The 16,055-nt window shown below is 70.8% G+C and carries 14 protein-coding genes; 4 read left to right on the top strand and 10 right to left on the bottom strand.

Annotated features, from left to right (window positions below):
* Positions 1-86 precede the first annotated feature (86 nt).
* The 4 genes from nirB to AC21LY_RS11750 are packed head-to-tail and all read left to right on the top strand — an operon-like array spanning position 87 to position 4,375.
* The gene (gene nirB / locus AC21LY_RS11765; RefSeq protein ID WP_489046653.1) at positions 87-2,618 is read left to right on the top strand and encodes a nitrite reductase large subunit NirB; all 2,532 of its coding nucleotides are present in this window, start codon (positions 87-89) and stop codon (positions 2,616-2,618) included.
* Positions 2,615-3,022 carry a nitrite reductase small subunit NirD gene (gene nirD, locus AC21LY_RS11760; protein WP_489046652.1) on the top strand — a complete coding sequence of 136 codons (408 nt, stop codon included), beginning with the start codon at positions 2,615-2,617 and terminating at the stop codon, positions 3,020-3,022. The genes nirB and nirD overlap by 4 nt, the downstream gene beginning before the upstream one ends.
* A gap of 44 nt (positions 3,023-3,066) precedes the next feature.
* Positions 3,067-3,738: a serine/threonine-protein kinase gene (locus AC21LY_RS11755; RefSeq protein ID WP_489046651.1), complete on the top strand. Its 672-nt coding sequence runs from the start codon at positions 3,067-3,069 to the stop codon at positions 3,736-3,738.
* A 16-nt stretch (positions 3,739-3,754) separates the two neighbouring features.
* Positions 3,755-4,375 (top strand): protein kinase family protein, encoded by a 621-nt coding sequence (locus AC21LY_RS11750; RefSeq protein WP_489046650.1) that lies wholly within the window; start codon positions 3,755-3,757, stop codon positions 4,373-4,375.
* Positions 4,376-4,394: 19 nt separating this feature from the next.
* Here the strand turns inward: AC21LY_RS11750 and AC21LY_RS11745 are convergent, their stop codons facing one another.
* The 10 genes from AC21LY_RS11745 to AC21LY_RS11700 all read right to left on the bottom strand — a co-directional run bounded on the left by AC21LY_RS11745 (position 4,395) and on the right by AC21LY_RS11700 (position 15,784).
* Positions 4,395-5,111, bottom strand: coding sequence for a sirohydrochlorin chelatase (locus AC21LY_RS11745; RefSeq protein ID WP_489046649.1), 717 nt, complete (start codon positions 5,109-5,111; stop codon positions 4,395-4,397).
* A 1-nt stretch (position 5,112) separates the two neighbouring features.
* On the bottom strand, positions 5,113-6,240 hold the full coding sequence (locus AC21LY_RS11740; RefSeq protein ID WP_489046648.1) for a uroporphyrinogen-III synthase: 1,128 nt from the start codon (positions 6,238-6,240) through the stop codon (positions 5,113-5,115).
* Between the two features lie 29 nt (positions 6,241-6,269).
* A complete protein-coding gene (locus AC21LY_RS11735) occupies positions 6,270-7,682 on the bottom strand; it encodes a nitrate/nitrite transporter (RefSeq protein WP_489046647.1) in 1,413 nt (470 codons plus the stop codon).
* 199 nt (positions 7,683-7,881) lie between these two features.
* The gene (locus AC21LY_RS11730) at positions 7,882-8,445 is read right to left on the bottom strand and encodes a single-stranded DNA-binding protein (RefSeq protein WP_489046646.1); all 564 of its coding nucleotides are present in this window, start codon (positions 8,443-8,445) and stop codon (positions 7,882-7,884) included.
* Between the two features lie 156 nt (positions 8,446-8,601).
* A complete protein-coding gene (locus AC21LY_RS11725; RefSeq protein WP_489046645.1) occupies positions 8,602-9,387 on the bottom strand; it encodes an esterase/lipase family protein in 786 nt (261 codons plus the stop codon).
* A complete protein-coding gene (locus AC21LY_RS11720) occupies positions 9,384-10,823 on the bottom strand; it encodes a WS/DGAT/MGAT family O-acyltransferase (protein ID WP_489046643.1) in 1,440 nt (479 codons plus the stop codon). The genes AC21LY_RS11725 and AC21LY_RS11720 overlap by 4 nt, the downstream gene beginning before the upstream one ends.
* Before the next feature lie 30 nt (positions 10,824-10,853).
* Positions 10,854-12,377 (bottom strand): AMP-binding protein, encoded by a 1,524-nt coding sequence (locus tag AC21LY_RS11715; RefSeq protein ID WP_489046642.1) that lies wholly within the window; start codon positions 12,375-12,377, stop codon positions 10,854-10,856.
* Positions 12,378-12,498: 121 nt separating this feature from the next.
* Positions 12,499-12,789: a hypothetical protein gene (locus AC21LY_RS11710; protein WP_489046641.1), complete on the bottom strand. Its 291-nt coding sequence runs from the start codon at positions 12,787-12,789 to the stop codon at positions 12,499-12,501.
* A 35-nt stretch (positions 12,790-12,824) separates the two neighbouring features.
* The gene (locus AC21LY_RS11705; RefSeq protein WP_489046640.1) at positions 12,825-13,181 is read right to left on the bottom strand and encodes a helix-turn-helix domain-containing protein; all 357 of its coding nucleotides are present in this window, start codon (positions 13,179-13,181) and stop codon (positions 12,825-12,827) included.
* Positions 13,182-13,447: 266 nt separating this feature from the next.
* Positions 13,448-15,784 carry a sulfatase-like hydrolase/transferase gene (locus tag AC21LY_RS11700; protein WP_489046639.1) on the bottom strand — a complete coding sequence of 779 codons (2,337 nt, stop codon included), beginning with the start codon at positions 15,782-15,784 and terminating at the stop codon, positions 13,448-13,450.
* Between the last annotated feature and the right edge of the window lie 271 nt (positions 15,785-16,055).

Here is a 16,055-nt window from a genome sequence, read left to right as displayed (position 1 = left end):
TGACCGCGGGGCAACACGGCGGCACAGCCCCGCAACACCGCCTCCTTAGATTCGGTGTCAACGGATTCCGGCGAGAGGAGAGCTCCATGAGCACGCAGCGCACCGTCGTCGTGGTCGGGCACGGCATGGTCGGCCACAGGTTCGTGGAGGCGCTCCGCGCCCGCGACGAGGCGGGCACCTGGCGGATCGTGATCCTCGGCGAGGAGGCCGACGGTGCCTACGACCGCGTCGGGCTCTCGTCCTACGTCGGGGCCTGGGACCGTTCCGCGCTGTCGCTCGCGGGCAACGACTACGCCGGCGATCCGCTGGTGGAGCTGCGGCTGGGCACGCGGGTCACCGGCATCGACCGCGCCGCGCGTACCGTCACGACGGACGGCGGCCCGATCCCCTACGACGCGCTGGTCCTGGCCACGGGCTCCTTCGCCTTCGTCCCGCCGGTCCCCGGACACGACCTGCCGGGATGTCACGTCTACCGCACCCTCGACGATCTCGACGCCCTGCGCGCCTGCGCCGAAGCAGCACTGGCCGGCTCGGCCGAGCCCGTCGGCGTGGTGGTCGGCGGCGGCCTCCTAGGCCTGGAGGCAGCGAACGCCCTGCGCGCCCTGGGACTGCGGCCGCACGTGGTGGAGGTCAACCCCCGGCTGATGCCGCAGCAGGTCGACGCCGGCGGCGGCGAGCACCTGGCGCGCATGATCTCGGCGCTCGGCATCGACGTCTCGCTCGGCTCCGGCACCACCGACATCGCCCCGACCGACGGCGGCCTCGCGGTCACGCTCAAGGACGGGAGCGTCGTCGAAGCGGCCGCCGTGGTCTTCGCCGCCGGCGTCCGCCCGCGCGACGAGCTCGCCCGCGATGCGGGCCTGGAGATCGCCGAGCGCGGCGGCGTCCGCACCGACCTGTCCTGCGTCACCTCCGATCCCGCCGTCCACGCGATCGGCGAGGTCGCGGCCATCGAGGGCCGCTGCTACGGCCTCGTCGGCCCCGGGTACGCGAGCGCCGAGGTGGTCGCCGACCGTCTGCTCGGCGGCGACGCGCTCTTCCCCGGCGCGGACACGTCCACCAAGCTCAAGCTCCTCGGCGTCGACGTGGCCTCCTTCGGCGACGCGCTCGGCATCACGCCCGGCGCCCTCGACGTCGTCGTCAGCGACCCGATCGGCGGGACCTACGCCAAGCTGGTCCTCTCCGACGACGCGTCGACGCTGCTCGGCGGTGTGCTCGTCGGCGACGCCTCGCAGTACGGCGTCCTCCGGCCGCTCGTCGGGTCCGCCCTGCCGGGCGACCCGGTCTCCCTGATCGCACCGGCCGGCGACGGCTCGCCCGGGATCGGCGTGGGCGCGCTCCCCGATACGGCACAGGTGTGCTCGTGCAACGACGTCAGCAAGGGCGCGCTCTGCTCCGCCATCGCCGACGGTGCCTGCACCGTCGCGGAGCTCAAGGGCTGCACGGGCGCGGGCACCTCCTGCGGCTCGTGTGTGCCGCTGCTCTCGCAGCTGCTCGAGGCGGAGGGGGTCGCCGTCTCGAAGTCGCTGTGCGAGCACTTCTCCCAGTCCCGGGCCGAGCTCTTCGAGCTGGTCCAAGCCAGCGGCATCCGTACCTTCTCCGGGCTGATCGAGCGGTTCGGCTCCGGCACCGGGTGCGACATCTGCAAGCCGACGGTGGCCTCGATCCTCGCGTCCACGAGCTCGGATCACATCCTCGACGGCGAGCAGGCGTCGCTGCAGGACAGCAACGACCACTTCCTCGCGAACATCCAGCGCAACGGCACGTATTCGGTCGTACCCCGGATGCCGGGCGGCGACGTGACGGCCGAGCAACTGATCGCGATCGGTGAGATCGCCCGCGACTTCGGGCTGTACACCAAGATCACCGGCGGCCAGCGGATCGACATGTTCGGCGCCACCGTCGACCAGCTGCCGCTGATCTGGCGGCGCCTGGTGGACGCGGGCATGGAATCCGGTCAGGCCTACGGCAAGTCGCTGCGCACGGTGAAGAGCTGTGTGGGCAGCGACTGGTGCCGCTACGGCCAGCAGGACTCCGTGCAGATGGCCATCGACCTGGAGCTGCGGTACCGCGGCCTGCGCTCACCGCACAAGATCAAGATGGGCGTCTCGGGCTGTGCGCGCGAGTGCGCGGAGGCGCGCGGCAAGGACGTGGGTGTGATCGCCACCGAGTCGGGCTGGAACCTCTACGTGGGCGGCAACGGCGGTATGACTCCAAAGCACGCGCAGCTCCTCGCCGGCGATCTCGACCGGGAGACCCTGGTCAGGTACGTCGACCGGTTCCTCATGTATTACATCCGCACCGCGGACCGGCTGCAGCGGACGGCGCCCTGGCTGGAGGCCCTCGGCATGGACCGCCTGCGGGAGGTGGTGGTCGACGACGCCCTCGGCCTGAACGCCGACTTCGAAGCGGCCGTCGAGCGGCACGTCGACGGCTACGGCTGCGAGTGGAAGGGCGTCCTCGACGATCCGGACAAGCTCGCCCGCTTCGTCTCCTTCGTCAACGCCCCCGGCGCCCCGGATCCGACCGTCGAGTTCGGCGAGAAGAACGGCCGCAAGGTCCCGATCCTGCTGGGCACGCCCACCCCCTCGATGCCCCCGCGGAAGGAGCAGGCATGACGACGACCCCCTTCGACCTGCACAGATGGACGCGCGACTGGACCGCGGCCTGCCCCGCGGCCCGGCTCGAGCCCCTGCGCGGGGTCGCGGTCCTGCTACCGGACGGTGCCCAGGTGGCCCTGTTCCGGCTGGCCGACGACAGCATCCGCGCGGTCGGGAACATCGACCCGATCGGGCGGGCCGCGGTGCTCTCGCGCGGCATCGTCGGCGACCGGGGCGGCTTCCCGGTGGTGCAGTCGCCGCTGAAGAAGCAGGCCTTCAGCCTGCTCGACGGCCGTTGCCTGGACGTGCCCGGTGTGTCGATCCCGGTGTACGGCACCAGGATCGCCCTCGACGGGACGGTCCACGTCGCGAACTCGCCGGAGGTCCGGTTCGGCTTCCGCCCCGGTCCCGGCGCCGGCTGATCCCGGCACCGCTACTCTGCTCCTGACAGCTGAAGGAGTAGACGATGGCCGGTCACGGCGACTCTTCCGTTCGACTGCGGGATCACGGGCCGCTCGCGGCGGCCGACGTCCGATTTCTGATGGACGCGATCGCCCCGGTCGTCGACGCCCGCGTCGCGTCCGGCGCGCCCCACGGACGACTCGGGCCGGCGGTGCTGCTCCTCGACGCTGCCGGCGCCCGCCTCGCGGACGAGGCGAACGCGGACGAGGCGGCGACGTACGCCGCACCCGAGGTCCGCGCGGGCGCGGCCCCGACGGCCCGCTCCGAGGTCTTCTCCCTCGCCAGTACCACGTACACGCTGCTGACCGGGCATCCCCCGAACCCGTACGGGTTCGCGACGGTGCGGCGCGACCGGCCCGACCTCGGGCCGAGCGTCGACGGCGTGCTGCTCCAGGCCACGGCGCGCACGCCGGAGCTCCGGTTCGCGACGGCGACGGACTTCGCCGCGGCGCTGGCGGACGCGCTCGACGAGCCCGCGCAGCCCTCGGCGATCCCGGTGCGGTCCGCCGCACCGGTCCTTCAGGCCCGGCTCGCGGCCGCGGTCCCCCCGCCACCGGTACCGCAGAGCGGGGCCCGGCGATTCGAGATCCCCGAGGCGGCTCTGCCGATCATCTTCCTGCTGCTGGTGGTGCTGGCCGCCGCCGGTTTCATGGCGCTGTTCCTCAGTGGCTCCTGATCCGGAGGATGTCCCGATGACAGAGGGCGACCTCGGCGGCCGCATCCGCGACACCGGTCCGCTCGCGGCGAGTCAGGTCGTGCAGGTCGTCACCACGGTGGCGGACGAGGTCGACCGGAACGCGGCCGCAGGGCATCCGCACGGCCGGCTCAGCCCCGCCGCGATCGCGCTGACCCCGGACGGCCGGATCGTGCTCCTCTCCCCGGCCTCACTCGGCGGCGTCCCGGCCACGGGCGCGCACGCCGCCCCCGAGGTCTTCGCCGGCGCGGCGCCGGATGCACGCTCGGAGGTCTTCTCGCTGGCCAGCACTGCGTACACACTCCTGACGGGGGCCGCGCCGAACTCCTACGGGATCGCCAACGCCCGGCAGGCGCGGCCGGATCTCGGCCCGGGGCTGGAGGCGGTCCTCACGCGGGCGACCTCCCGCGACCCGGCGTTCCGGTACCCGTCGGCCGCCGACTTCGCCCGCGCGCTCGCCGAGGCCCTTGCTCCGGCGCCCGTCGTCCACCCACCGGACACCGCCGCACCCGCACGCGATGCCGGGCACGGCAGGCTCGCCGTCACGCTCGGGGCGGCGCTCGCCGTGGCCGCGGTCCTGATCGTGGTGGCGCTCTCAGTCGTCCGACTCGTGTCCTGACCTGCGCACCGTCGACGGTTCAGCCGCCGGTGACCGCTCCCGGGCGCGCGGCCAGGCCCGCGTGGCTGCGGCGCAGGCATGCGAGCCGCACCACGGACGGATGCAGGCCCAACGGCGCGGCGACGACGTCCGCCCCCGCGCTCCGGAGCCGCTCCTGGAAGAGCCCTTCCGCGAGCAGGTAGGACGCGACGGCGACGGACGGCGCACCGTCGGACCGGACCCGGGCGACGACCTCCGGGACCGACGGGTAGCCCTCGCTCTGCTGGCTGGGCGCGGCGAAAGCGATGGCGACCCGGCTGCCGACCAGCGCGGAGAGGGCGGCCGCGGTGCGCCGGAGTTCACCCTGCGCGTGCACGTCCCGGGTACCGGCGGCGGCCATGACGACGGCGTCGCCACGCTGCCAGCCGGCCTCCTTCAGCCGGCCGAGCATCGCGCGAGCGAGCTCCGGCGACGGCCCCAGCGCGGCGGTCACCGTGGCGGCGCGGTGACCGGACTCGGCCACCCCACGGGGCAGGTCATGACGCACGTGGAAGCCGCTGGACAGGAACGCGGGAACGACCACCGTGGGCTCGTGGTCGAGCGCGGTGAGAACCTCCGCCGGGGTGGGGCCGAGGACGTCGACGAAGGCCACGCGGACCGTCTCGGACAGCCGTGCGGCCATCGCGGCGGCGAGGTCGCCGATCATCGCCACACCGTGCTCGCTGCGGGTACCGTGCGCCACCAGGAGGGTTCCCATGTCAGTACTCCTCATCGATCGCGAGACGGTAGCCCCGCTTCACCACGGTGGCGACGATCTCCTTGTGCCCCAACCCGGAGCGCAGCCGCGCGACGGCGGCCTCGACGGCGTGCGGATCGTCACCGCCGAGCGCGGCGAGGAGGTCCTCGCGGGAGACCACCGCGCCGGGTTCGCGGGAGAGCAGGCGCAGCAGGACGATCGAGGTGGGCGTGAGCTCCCGCTCCTCGCCGTCGACGACCGCGCCCCGCGCGCGCAGGCCGAGCACGTGTCCCGCGACGACGAGGTCCGGGCGACGGGCCGGTAGGTCCTGCTCGACGAGCCTCGCCAGCGCCCCGAGCCGCATCCGCTCGGGCGTGACGGACGCGATGCCGAGGCGGTCGAGCGGCGTGGCGGTGACCGGCCCCACGCAGTAGGGCACGACCGGTCCGGTCAGCGCGGCGTGGACGGCACCGTCGAGCCCGAGCTCGGCGGCGCGCTCGAGAACAGAGGCGACGGCGGGAGCGGAGGTGAAGGTGACGGCGTCGACGGCGGAGGTCGCGAGCGCCTCGATGATCCGGTCCAGGCCGGCGAGATCGGCCGGACGCTCCCAGCGGTAGACGGGGACCTCGACGATCTCCGCGCCCAGGCCGCGCAGGCCGTCGAGCAGGCCCGGATTCGGGTCCCACTTGTCGGTGGCGCCGTGCAACTGCACCGCGACGCGCAGGCCGGTGAGGTCCGACATGGACAGGTGGCTGAGCACCTCTGCGGACGACTCCGACTCCGGCGACCACTCCTCCCGCAGGCCCGCCGCCCGGAGCGCACCGGTCGCCTTGGGCCCGCGGGAGATGACGCGGCCGCCGCCGAGCGCCGCGATCAGCCGTTCCGCGAGCCCCCATCCCTCGGCCGCCTCGAGCCAGCCGCGGAAGCCGATCCCGGTGGTGGCCACCAGCAGGTCCGGCGGGGTCGCGAGCAGTTCCTCGGTCGCGGCGCGCAGCCGAGCGTCATCGGAGAGCGGCACCATCGCGATCGCGGGTGCGGCGAGTACGGCGGCGCCGCGCCGCTCGAGCAGGGTGCCCAGCTCATCGGCGCGGCGCGCGGCCGTCACGGCCACGGTGAATCCGACAAGGGGGCGGGCCGGCGCCTCGGTCATATCGGATGGGACTCCTTCGTCTGCGACGGTCATCGGGTGTCGGCGACGGTGAGCGCACCGTCGCACGGCGTGGGATCAAGCGTCCCATGCCCGTGCGGGGCGGGCGTACGCACGTAGACCTTCCAGGTGACCAGCGCGGCGACGACGTAGAAGGCGCCGAACACCCAGAACGCGGTCGTCGCGGTGCCGGACGACTGGTACGACGCCCGCAGGACCAGGTTGATCCCGACACCGCCGAGGCCGCCGATCGCGCCGGCGATCCCGATCACCGCGCCGGACATCGCCCGCGAGTAGTGCGTCCGGGTGGCCTCGTCGGCGTCCAGCGACCGGGCCCTCGCCTCGTAGATCGATGGAATCATCTTGTACACCGAGCCGTTGCCCAGCCCGCTGAGCAGGAACAGGGCGATGAAGCCGAGGACGTAAGCGCCGAGCACGGCCCCGGACGGTGCGCCGGCACCCGCCGTCGTCGCGGCGGCGATGAGGACGCCGCCGGCCGCGATCATCCCCGCGAAGACGTAGAGGGTGACCCGGCCGCCACCGAGCCGGTCGGCGAGCCTGCCGCCGTAGACACGGGAGAGCGACCCGAGCAGTGGTCCGAGGAAGGCGATCTGCGCGGCGTGCAGCGAGGCCTGCGCCACCGACTCGCCGCCCGCGCGGAACGTGGCCTGCAGCACCTGCCCGAAGGCGAAGGAGAAGCCGATGAAGGAGCCGAACGTCCCGATGTAGAGCAGGGAGACGATCCAGGTGTCCCGGTCGCGCATGGCCGCCCGCATCGCCGCGGTGTCGACCGTGGGGACCTGGAGGTTGTCCATGAACAGCGCCGCGCCGAGGCCTGCCACCGCCAGCAGCACCAGGTAGACGGCGCACACCCAGTAGGGCTCTCGGTTGCCCGCGGTCGCGATCACCAGCAGGCCGACCAGCTGGATCGCGGGCACGCCGATGTTGCCGCCGCCGGCGTTGAGCCCGAGCGCCCAGCCCTTGAGCCGCTGTGGGAAGAAGGCGTTGATGTTGGTCATCGACGAGGCGAAGTTGCCGCCACCGAAACCGGTGAGCGCGGCGCAGGCCAGGTAGACCCACAGGGGTTGTCCGGGATTCGCCAGGATCAGCATCGTGGCGATCACCGGGACCGCGAGAACCAGCGCGCTGAAGATCGTCCAGTTCCGGCCACCGAAACGCGCCGTGGCCAGCGTGTACGGGATGCGCAGGCACGAGCCGACCAGCGTCGCGGTCGCGCCGATGAGGAACTTGTCCGCCGTGCCCAGCCCGTAGACGTCCTGCGGCATGAACAGCACCATGACGGACCAGAGGGACCAGACCGAGAAGCCGACGTGCTCCGCGATCACGGACCACAGCAGGTTCCGCTTCGCGATCGCCTCTCCGCCGGATTCCCACTGCTGCCGGTCCTCCGGATCCCACTGCGTGATCGTGTGTGATCGGCTCATTCCAGACCTCCCGTGTGTCGCGAACTCCTTTCGCGTCGAAGGTAGGCAGCCGATGTTGCGCCGCCGGTTTCCGCGATGTCCACCCCGTGAACTCGACCTCACGCCACCGCACCGCCGGGCGTGAGGTCGAGGCCACGGCACACCGTTCCCCGAAGCGGCGAGGGCGACCCCGCCACCGTCGGCCGACCGCGCGCGACGGCTAGAAGCCCGGCGCCCCGCCCACGGCGGCCACCGAGCGCTCGCCGTCCTGTTCGTGCTCCGCGAAGTCCAGGACGTCGACCGACTCGTCGTACCCGGCGACAACCGCAGCGCCGTCCCCCGCCACACCACCGCCCGGCACGTCGGCCGGTGCCCCGGCGACGGTCTCCATCGGCGCCGATGCGATCTCCCGGTACGCCTCGCCCCTGCCCACGTACTGGCTCGCGCACATCCGCAGGTTGAGCCCGATCGCATCGGCCTTGAGGTCGAGGGAGCTGTGGCGGTGCCCGTCCGCACCGTCGAAGGTCTCGTGCTTGAGTTCGCCGTGGACCATGACCGGGCGGCCCTTCGCGATCACGGCCCGCGCGTTGCGGGCGAGCGCGCCGAAGGCCTTGACGTTGAGCCAGACGGTGCCGGTCTGCTTCCACTCGCCGTTCTCGTCCAGGTAGCCGTTATTGGCGGCCATCGTGAAGCTCAGGAAGTCGTGCCGCTGATCCCGGGCGGACTCCCGGTAGGTCAGGTCGTTCGTGACATTGCCTGCTGCGAAAACAAGTACCCCGGGCATCGCGCCCCTCCTCGTCGGTGCCGCGGCCGGCGGATCCCGGCCGTCATCGACGAGTGTCACGCACAGGTCCCGCCCCGGACGGCGTCCGAGGCGGGACCTGTGGAGAAAACAAGTTACATACGCTCATCTGTGGATGAAGGCGGCGCCGGCCGCCCCTCACGCCGCCCCGCGCACGCCCTCTCGCTGCGGAAACGCCGCCCGCAGGTGCCCGGGAGCCCGGAACGGACGCCATCCCTCGATGGGCTGCTCCAGACGGTCGAGGATGACGTAGGCGGCGGCCGCGTTGAAGCCCAGCCCGCAGTGGCTGCCGTACACCTCCACGTTCTCGGCGATCGGGCCCTCCGGGACGAGGCAGGACTCCCAGTGCACGATCCCGTCGGCCCGGGTGTGGACCGACGTGAACGGGACGTCGGGCATCGTCCGGCGTGCGGACCACTGCTCGAAGGCGTACTCGGGCAGGTGCCGATCGGCGAACAGGTCGTAGACGGCCGTCGCCCGGGACTGCACCTTGTCGACGATGCCGAGCGGGCTGCCCAGGGTGATGACGCGATCGACGACGCCCGGTCGCAGATTCGCCACCTCGCGGGCGAGCAGCCCGCCGAGGCTCCACCCGATCACGCTGATCGGCCCACCGCTCCGGTCCGCGAGTTCCTCCGCACGCCGGAGAATCCCGTCGATCGCCCCGCGCGTGGGACCGATGACCCTGCCCTGGCGCCACGCGTGCGGCCGGTACCCGGAATCGCTGAGCAGCCGTCGCAGCGGCGCGGTGCTGTGATCGTCGGCCATCAACCCGGGGAGGACGAGGACCGCCCTGCCGTCCCCGACCCTGCCCATCGTCAGCAGGCCACGGCCCGCGGCGAACGCGGCGTAGTCGATGCCCGCTCGCTGTCCCTCGGTGAGGTAGTCGATCAGGCGCGGGGCGCGTACGTTCGTCGTGGTCATGCTTCCTCCGATGTCGGCGGCGCCGGCTGGTCCGGCTCGTCGGAAATGCGCTCCCACAGGATGCGGAAGTCGTCCTGGATGTACTCGGCCATCGATTCGATGTCCGGTACCGCCCGCGGGCAGGCGATGAGCCCGAAGTCGAGGCTGCCGTTGTAACTGTGCAGCGTGATGTTGAGCGCCTGCCCGTCCGCGATCATCGACACCGGATAGAACTCGACGAGTTCCGCACCGGCGAGATACATCGGCTTCTGCGGGCCCGGCACGTTGGAGATCACGACGTTGGCCGGCATCACCCGCCCGGACAGGTTCGTGCGCTGGAGTTCCCTGGCCGCCGTCGCGGCGATCGCGGGTACCGCGAAATCGCTGAAACCGATGATCGTCTCCACGGGGAGCGCGGCGTGCTCGGTCTTGGCGACGGCCATGGCCTTGTTCACCGCGGCCAGCCGGTCGAGCGGATCCGCGAGATCGGTGGGCAGGTCGGCCATGATCATGGAGACCTTGTTGCCCATCGAGTTCTTGTCACCCGCCGTCCGGATCGACACCGGCACCGCCGCCTTGAGCGGGCCGGTGGGCAACTCTCCCCGATCGGCCAGCCAACGCCGCACGCCGCCCGCGCAGATCGCCATGACCACGTCGTTGACGGTCGCGCCGTACTTGCTCTTCACCGCCTTGACCTGCGCGAGGGAAATCTGGAACGGTGCGAAACTGCGCCGATTGGTCGGGCGCGTATTGAAGGGAGTACGGGGTCCGCTCGCGCTGCTGACCGGGCGACTGAGCAGCTCCGACATGGCACCACCGGGCGGCCACGCCGCGAAGTGGGTGAACATCTCCCACTGCATCTGCGCCGCTTTGAGCGGGCGCATCGCATTGGCCGCCATGGCCGAGCCGAGGAGCGCCATCGGTTCGGGCGCGGGTTCGGGCTGCCACGGCTGCGGCGCGGGGGTGTCCACCTCGAACTCCGGATCGCTGTCGAGGAGCGTGCTCAGGACGTCCGTTCCGGACGCCCCGTCGATCTGGGCGTGGTGGACCATCGTGAGAACGGCGACCTTTCCGTCATCGAGGCCGTCGATCACCACGAGTTCCCACAGCGGCCGCGACCGGTCGAGCGGCTTCGCCACCAACCGCGCGACGAGGTCCACCAGCTGGGCACGGCTGCCCGGCGCGGGCAGACCCACTCCGTAGACGTGATCATCGATGTCGAACTTCTCGTCGTCCACCCAGTAGGGGTGATCCAGGTGGTACGGGACTTCGAGCAGTTTGCGCCGGAACATCGGCAGCACGTGCAGGCGCGCGGCGAGCCGGGCGCGCACCCGATCCACCGTCAGCGGCTGCGCCGCGTTCGGGGAATCGTAGACGCACAGACTGCTGACGTGACCATAGACGGGGCCGGATTCCATGTTGAGGAAGGAGGCGTCGAGACCGGTTAACTGTTGCATTGCTTGACTCATCTCACGGGAATGGAGTGATCACGCGCGACGCGTCGCACGGTAGTCGGCGAGCGCGGCCGCCAACGGTTCGATCTCGATGGCGCGCTTGAGGATCTTGCCCGAGGCGCCCTTGGGGAGAGCGCCGACGAAATGGACGACGCGGGGGTGCTTGTACGCGGCGAGGCGCTCCGCGGCGAAGGCGCGGACGGCGCTCGCGTCCGTCGCCGAGCCGGGGACCAGGGCGATCACGGCGGCGATCTCCTCCCCCAGGTGCTCGTCGGGGATCCCGAGAACGGCCACCTCGACCACATCGGGGTGGGCGTAGAGGACGTTCTCCACCTCGCTCGGGTAGACGTTGTACCCGCCGCGGATGATGAGTTCCTTGGCCCGGTCGACGATCCGGAGGTTCCCGTCCGCGTCGATCTCGCCGATGTCGCCCGTGCGCAGCCAGCCGTCGACGATGGTCTCCGCGGTCGCCTCGGGACGGCCGTGGTAGCCGCGCATGACCACGGGGCCGCGCACGTACACCTCGCCGCGCTCGCCGGCCGGAACGTCCGGGGTGCCCGGGGCTCCGAGCCGGATCTCCATCTCCGGGGCCGCAGGCCCGACGGTGCCCGTCGGCGCGGGGACCCCGGGGGCGGAGAAGGTCGCGATGGCGGTGCTCTCGGTCAGTCCGTAGCCCTCGCTGATCAGGCAGCCGAAGCGCTTCTGGAAAGCGACGTTGATCTCGGGTGAGAGGGAGGCGCCGCCGGAGACCGCGAGCCGCAGGCGGGCGAAGGCATCGCTCGGGACGTCGCTCGCGGCGTGGAGCATCGCGTTCCACATCGTCGGCACGCCGCAGACGACGGTCAGTTCCTCACGCACCACGGCATCGATCAGGGCGGTGGGCGTGAACGGGGAGACCAGGGTCAATGAACCGCCGGTGCGCAGCGCGGCGAGCATCACGGAGGCCTGGCCGAAGACGTGGAAGAGCGGCAGCGCGGTGCCCATCCGATCCTCGGCGGTGGACTCGGAGAGCCGTCCCGAAATGCGGGCCGCCGCTTCGAGGTTGCCGACGGTCAGCTCCGCTCCCTTGGGCCGGCCGGTGGTCCCCGAGGTGTACAGGATGGCCGCGACATCGTCGTCGCCACGATCGTGGGGCTCGGCGAGCGGCTCCGCGCCGCCCGTCGGGGCGCCCGGGCCGAGTGCGAGGAAATCGATGTCCGCCTCGGCAGCGGCGGCGCGGGCGGCCGCGTCGACACCCTCCCATGCGATGATCAGGCGCGCACCCGAGTCCTCGATGTAGTACCCGAGTTCGCTCGCCGTGCACAGGGGGTTGACGGGGACCACGGTCGCCCCTGCGGCCTGGATACCCAGGTAGGCGATGACGAATTCGTCGACCGACGGCGCGATGAAGACGATGCGGTCGCCGGGCGCGATGCCCCTCGCGCGCAGCATGGCGCCGTATTCGAGGACCCGTCGGGCGAGGTCGCGGTAGGTGATGATGCCGCCGGGACCGCGCAGGGCAGCGGACTCGGGGGCGGCGGCGGCGTGCTTCGCCACCGAGGCCACTAGACTGGGCATGTTGCTGCTTTCCTTGCTGGGATGGTGTCAACGCCCCCGTCGCCGTGGCAGCGGCGACGGGGGCATCACTTCAGGGGTGGCAGCCCCTGATGAAACTGTTCGGCCTTCCGGCCGCGGGACGTCAGGCGTCCGCGGCCTTGGGCACCGACTTCTCGATCACCGCAAGGGTGAAGTCACGCTGGGCCGCCAGCAGGCGCTCGGCCACGCGGTAGTTGGACTCGACGACCTCCTTGACGTCCGGCAGGCCCGCGACGACGGCGCTGGGCACCAGCGTCTTCAGGTCCGGCAGCTCGAAGGACGCCGGCTTGAGCGCCGCGGGATCGAAACCGGCGGGCAGCGACTGCGCCGCCTTCTCGACGGCGGCGACCCACTGGTCGGTCAACTTCTCGGTGATCTCGGTGTAGCTGGACATTCGTTATCTCCTTGCTGGGATGGACATGGTGGGCATCAGTCGTCGCCCACCATGGACTTGTAGGTCTGCACGAGCGCCGATCGCTGCTTGCCGTTGAGCCTGGGGTCCGCCTCGATCGCGGTGATCACGGCGTTCTTGTCCGGGCTCCCCTCGGGCGGCAGCCAACCCGCCATCCGGAACAGGACGTCCGGGGGCAGGCCGAGGCTCTTGGCGATACTCGTGAGGACCTGCGCGGACGGCTGGTGCCGCCCTCGTTCGATCTGACTGAGGTAGGAATCGGAGACCTCCGCCATCCGTGCGAGATGACGGACGGACAGTTGCGCGATCTCGCGCTGCGCCTTGATGTACCGCCCCAGATCGTCGATCGCCTCGTCATCGAAAAGACTGGTCATCGGACCCTCTCCACGCCGGCCTGGTCGCCGATCTCAGTGATCGAACCTGCGCATCCGAACTATATCACGCACTTGCGTGGTCTACAACGCATTTTCTCTTTCTTCTGCACCGCCACGCCGACCCTCACCCGAACATACTCACGCACCCGGGACCGCGTACCGGTTACCGAAAAGGTTGCATTCACAACGGAATAGACGGAATGCAGAGCCGGGAATCGTTGCTACGACTGGGTAAGGACATTCCGCCCGCACCCCCGTCGAGCGACTCACTGCATCGTGACCTCGATGTCGTGCAGGACCTTCGCCGGAGTCTCCGGCGCTTCGGCGCCCCCATCGATGTCCACGTCGACCCACGAGATCGCACCGGTGAACTCCCCGCGCGGGGTGTCGTAGCCCGAGGGAACGATCCCACTTCCGATGTCGCAGCCGACATCCGTACTCCCCGAGTACAGGAACGGCACCGTACGGGCGATCCGGCCCGAGCCGGCCGCGGCACCGTCGACCACGAGGGTGACGGTCCCTCCCCGCCCGAAGCCCGGAGCCTCGTCGACCTCGAAGACGAACCCGACGACGTGCTCGCCCGGCGGCACCGCCGCGACACCGACGACGTCGGTCGATTCGATCGCAAGATAGTTGTGGGTGTACACGAGCCGGCCGGCGGAGTCCGTGCGAAGGCACCATCCGGAGAACCTGCTCCCCTGCGCGAAGATGACACCGCGGGCGCCACCATCGGGAACCGTGATCGACGCGGTCACGCGATGCGACTTGTTCTTCACGTTCGGTACGGCCTCCCGCGCGAGACGCACCATCCCTGGGTACAGCCGCATCGACGTGCGGCCACGCAGCAGATCGGGCCGCCCGGCCACGTCGGAGTTGAACCGCTCGGAGCGCCGATCATCAAGGGGAAGAACGTGGTTGCGCTCCGCCTCGACGAGGAACATCTGCTGGAGTTCGGCCAGCTTCTCCGGCATGTCTCGCGCCAGGTTCCGCGCCTGGCTCCAGTCGTCCGGCGCGTACAGCTCCCAGTCGTCGTCCTCGAGGGCCGGAATGTTGTTCTGGTCCCACGGCGTGGCGTGCTTGGTGCACGCCGACCAGCCGTCGTGGTAGATGCCGCGATTGCCGAACATCTCGAAGTACTGGGTCACGACCCGCTCGGGGGCGTCCGGGCTCCGGAGCACCTCGGCGAAGCTGTGGCCGTCCACGCGCTGCTGCGGTACGCCGTTGACGGTCTCCGGGATCGGGAGGCCCGCGAGTTCGAGGATCGTCGGATAGACGTCGATGACGTGCTGCCAGTGATGACGTACCGCTCCCGCGCCGCCGATCCCCTCCGGCCAGTGCGCCACCATTCCCACGCGGGTGCCGCCCCAGTGCGAGGCGACCTGCTTGGTCCACTGGTACGGCGCGTCCATGGCGTGGGCCCACGCGGCGGGATAGTGGTTGTACGCAGTGGGAGAACCGATCTCGTCCAACCGGTCGAGGATGTTCTCGGTGGTGTCGTGGATGCCGTTGAGCGCGGCGATCTCGTTGAAGTTGCCGGCCAGGCCGCCCTCGCCGGACGCGCCGTTATCACCGAGGATGTAGAGGATGATCGTGTTCTCGAGCTCGCCGGCCGCCTCGATCGCGTCGACGAATCGCCCTACCTGGTGGTCGGTGTGCTCGGCGAACCCCGCGAAGGCCTCCATCAGGCGGGTCGCGACGGTCCGCTCGTCGTCGGAGAGGCTGTCCCACGCGGGGAGTTCGTCGTGTCGGCGGGTGAGTTCGCAGTCCTGCGGCACCACGCCGAGCGCCTTCTGCCGCTCGAGCATCCGCTCTCGCTCGACGTCCCAGCCGTGATCGAAACGTCCGCGGTACTTGTCGATCCACTCCCGCGGCACGTGGTGCGGTGCGTGGGTCGCACCGAAGGAGAGGTAGACGAAGAAGGGCTTGTCCGGCGCCAGGACGCGCTGGTTACGGGTCCATTCGATCGCACGATCGGTGATGTCCACACTGAAGTGGTAGTCGGGGTCGTCGGGCACGTCCACCGGCGTGGTCCCCTCGTGCAGGAGCGGCGACCACTGGTCGGTCTCGCCGCCCATCAGCCCGTAGAACTTCTCGAAACCCTCACCCGTGGGCCACCGGTCGAACGGCCCGGCGGGGCTGACCTCCCACTCCGGAGTCTGGTGCATCTTGCCGAACGCCGCCGTGTTGTACCCGTTCATGCGCAGCACCTCGGCCAGCGTCGCCGCGGTGTTGGGACGTACCGAGGTGTAGCCCGGAACAGAGGTCGCGAGGTTGGTGATCGTCCCCATGTTGACGGCGTGGTGGTTACGGCCGGTCAGCAGCGCCGCGCGCGTCGGCGAGCAGAGGGCCGTGGTGTGGAACCGGCTGAACGCGACCCCCGTGCCCGCGAGGCGCTCGGCGGTCGGCATCGAACACGGCCCACCGTACGCGGACGAGGTACCGAATCCCATGTCGTCGAGGAGCACGACCACCACGTTCGGCGCGCCCGCAGGCGGCCTGAGCGGCGCCAGCTTCTCGTACGAGGTGCCCCGCACGTCGAGGCGATTACTGGTGGGCGGCTCCTCGTCGCGGAGGGGCAGGTGGGCACGGTCGGGTGGGTTCACAGAGGTCACCTCGGAGGGTCGGCGGATACGAGCGTCCGTCGCTGCTGTTGCTACGACCCGGTCCAGTGTGAGCCCCGTCGCACCACACCGGAAGTGCATGGTCGACATGACAGTCATGCACGCCATGAATTATCACGCGGCGCCCGATCGGGCATGCGATTCGAAATAGTCTATTTACCTTGGCGCACCCTAGTTTCTGACCATCCGTCGATCTCCGTTGGCGATCCGTCGAGCCGGATATAGCGTGTGAACCCAATCACATACCCCCCAA

The sequence above is a fragment of the Tsukamurella sp. II2bb genome, assembly GCF_057815145.1.
This window is presented reverse-complemented; position numbering and strand designations above follow the sequence as displayed.

Coding starts and splice junctions, on each gene's coding strand:
- nirB (WP_489046653.1), top strand. CDS start 87: ATGAGCACGCAGCGCACCGTCGTCGTGGTCGGGCACGGCATGGTCGGC.
- nirD (WP_489046652.1), top strand. CDS start 2,615: ATGACGACGACCCCCTTCGACCTGCACAGATGGACGCGCGACTGGACC.
- AC21LY_RS11755 (WP_489046651.1), top strand. CDS start 3,067: ATGGCCGGTCACGGCGACTCTTCCGTTCGACTGCGGGATCACGGGCCG.
- AC21LY_RS11750 (WP_489046650.1), top strand. CDS start 3,755: ATGACAGAGGGCGACCTCGGCGGCCGCATCCGCGACACCGGTCCGCTC.
- AC21LY_RS11745 (WP_489046649.1), bottom strand. CDS start 5,111: ATGGGAACCCTCCTGGTGGCGCACGGTACCCGCAGCGAGCACGGTGTG.
- AC21LY_RS11740 (WP_489046648.1), bottom strand. CDS start 6,240: ATGACCGAGGCGCCGGCCCGCCCCCTTGTCGGATTCACCGTGGCCGTG.
- AC21LY_RS11735 (WP_489046647.1), bottom strand. CDS start 7,682: ATGAGCCGATCACACACGATCACGCAGTGGGATCCGGAGGACCGGCAG.
- AC21LY_RS11730 (WP_489046646.1), bottom strand. CDS start 8,445: ATGCCCGGGGTACTTGTTTTCGCAGCAGGCAATGTCACGAACGACCTG.
- AC21LY_RS11725 (WP_489046645.1), bottom strand. CDS start 9,387: ATGACCACGACGAACGTACGCGCCCCGCGCCTGATCGACTACCTCACC.
- AC21LY_RS11720 (WP_489046643.1), bottom strand. CDS start 10,823: ATGCAACAGTTAACCGGTCTCGACGCCTCCTTCCTCAACATGGAATCC.
- AC21LY_RS11715 (WP_489046642.1), bottom strand. CDS start 12,377: ATGCCCAGTCTAGTGGCCTCGGTGGCGAAGCACGCCGCCGCCGCCCCC.
- AC21LY_RS11710 (WP_489046641.1), bottom strand. CDS start 12,789: ATGTCCAGCTACACCGAGATCACCGAGAAGTTGACCGACCAGTGGGTC.
- AC21LY_RS11705 (WP_489046640.1), bottom strand. CDS start 13,181: ATGACCAGTCTTTTCGATGACGAGGCGATCGACGATCTGGGGCGGTAC.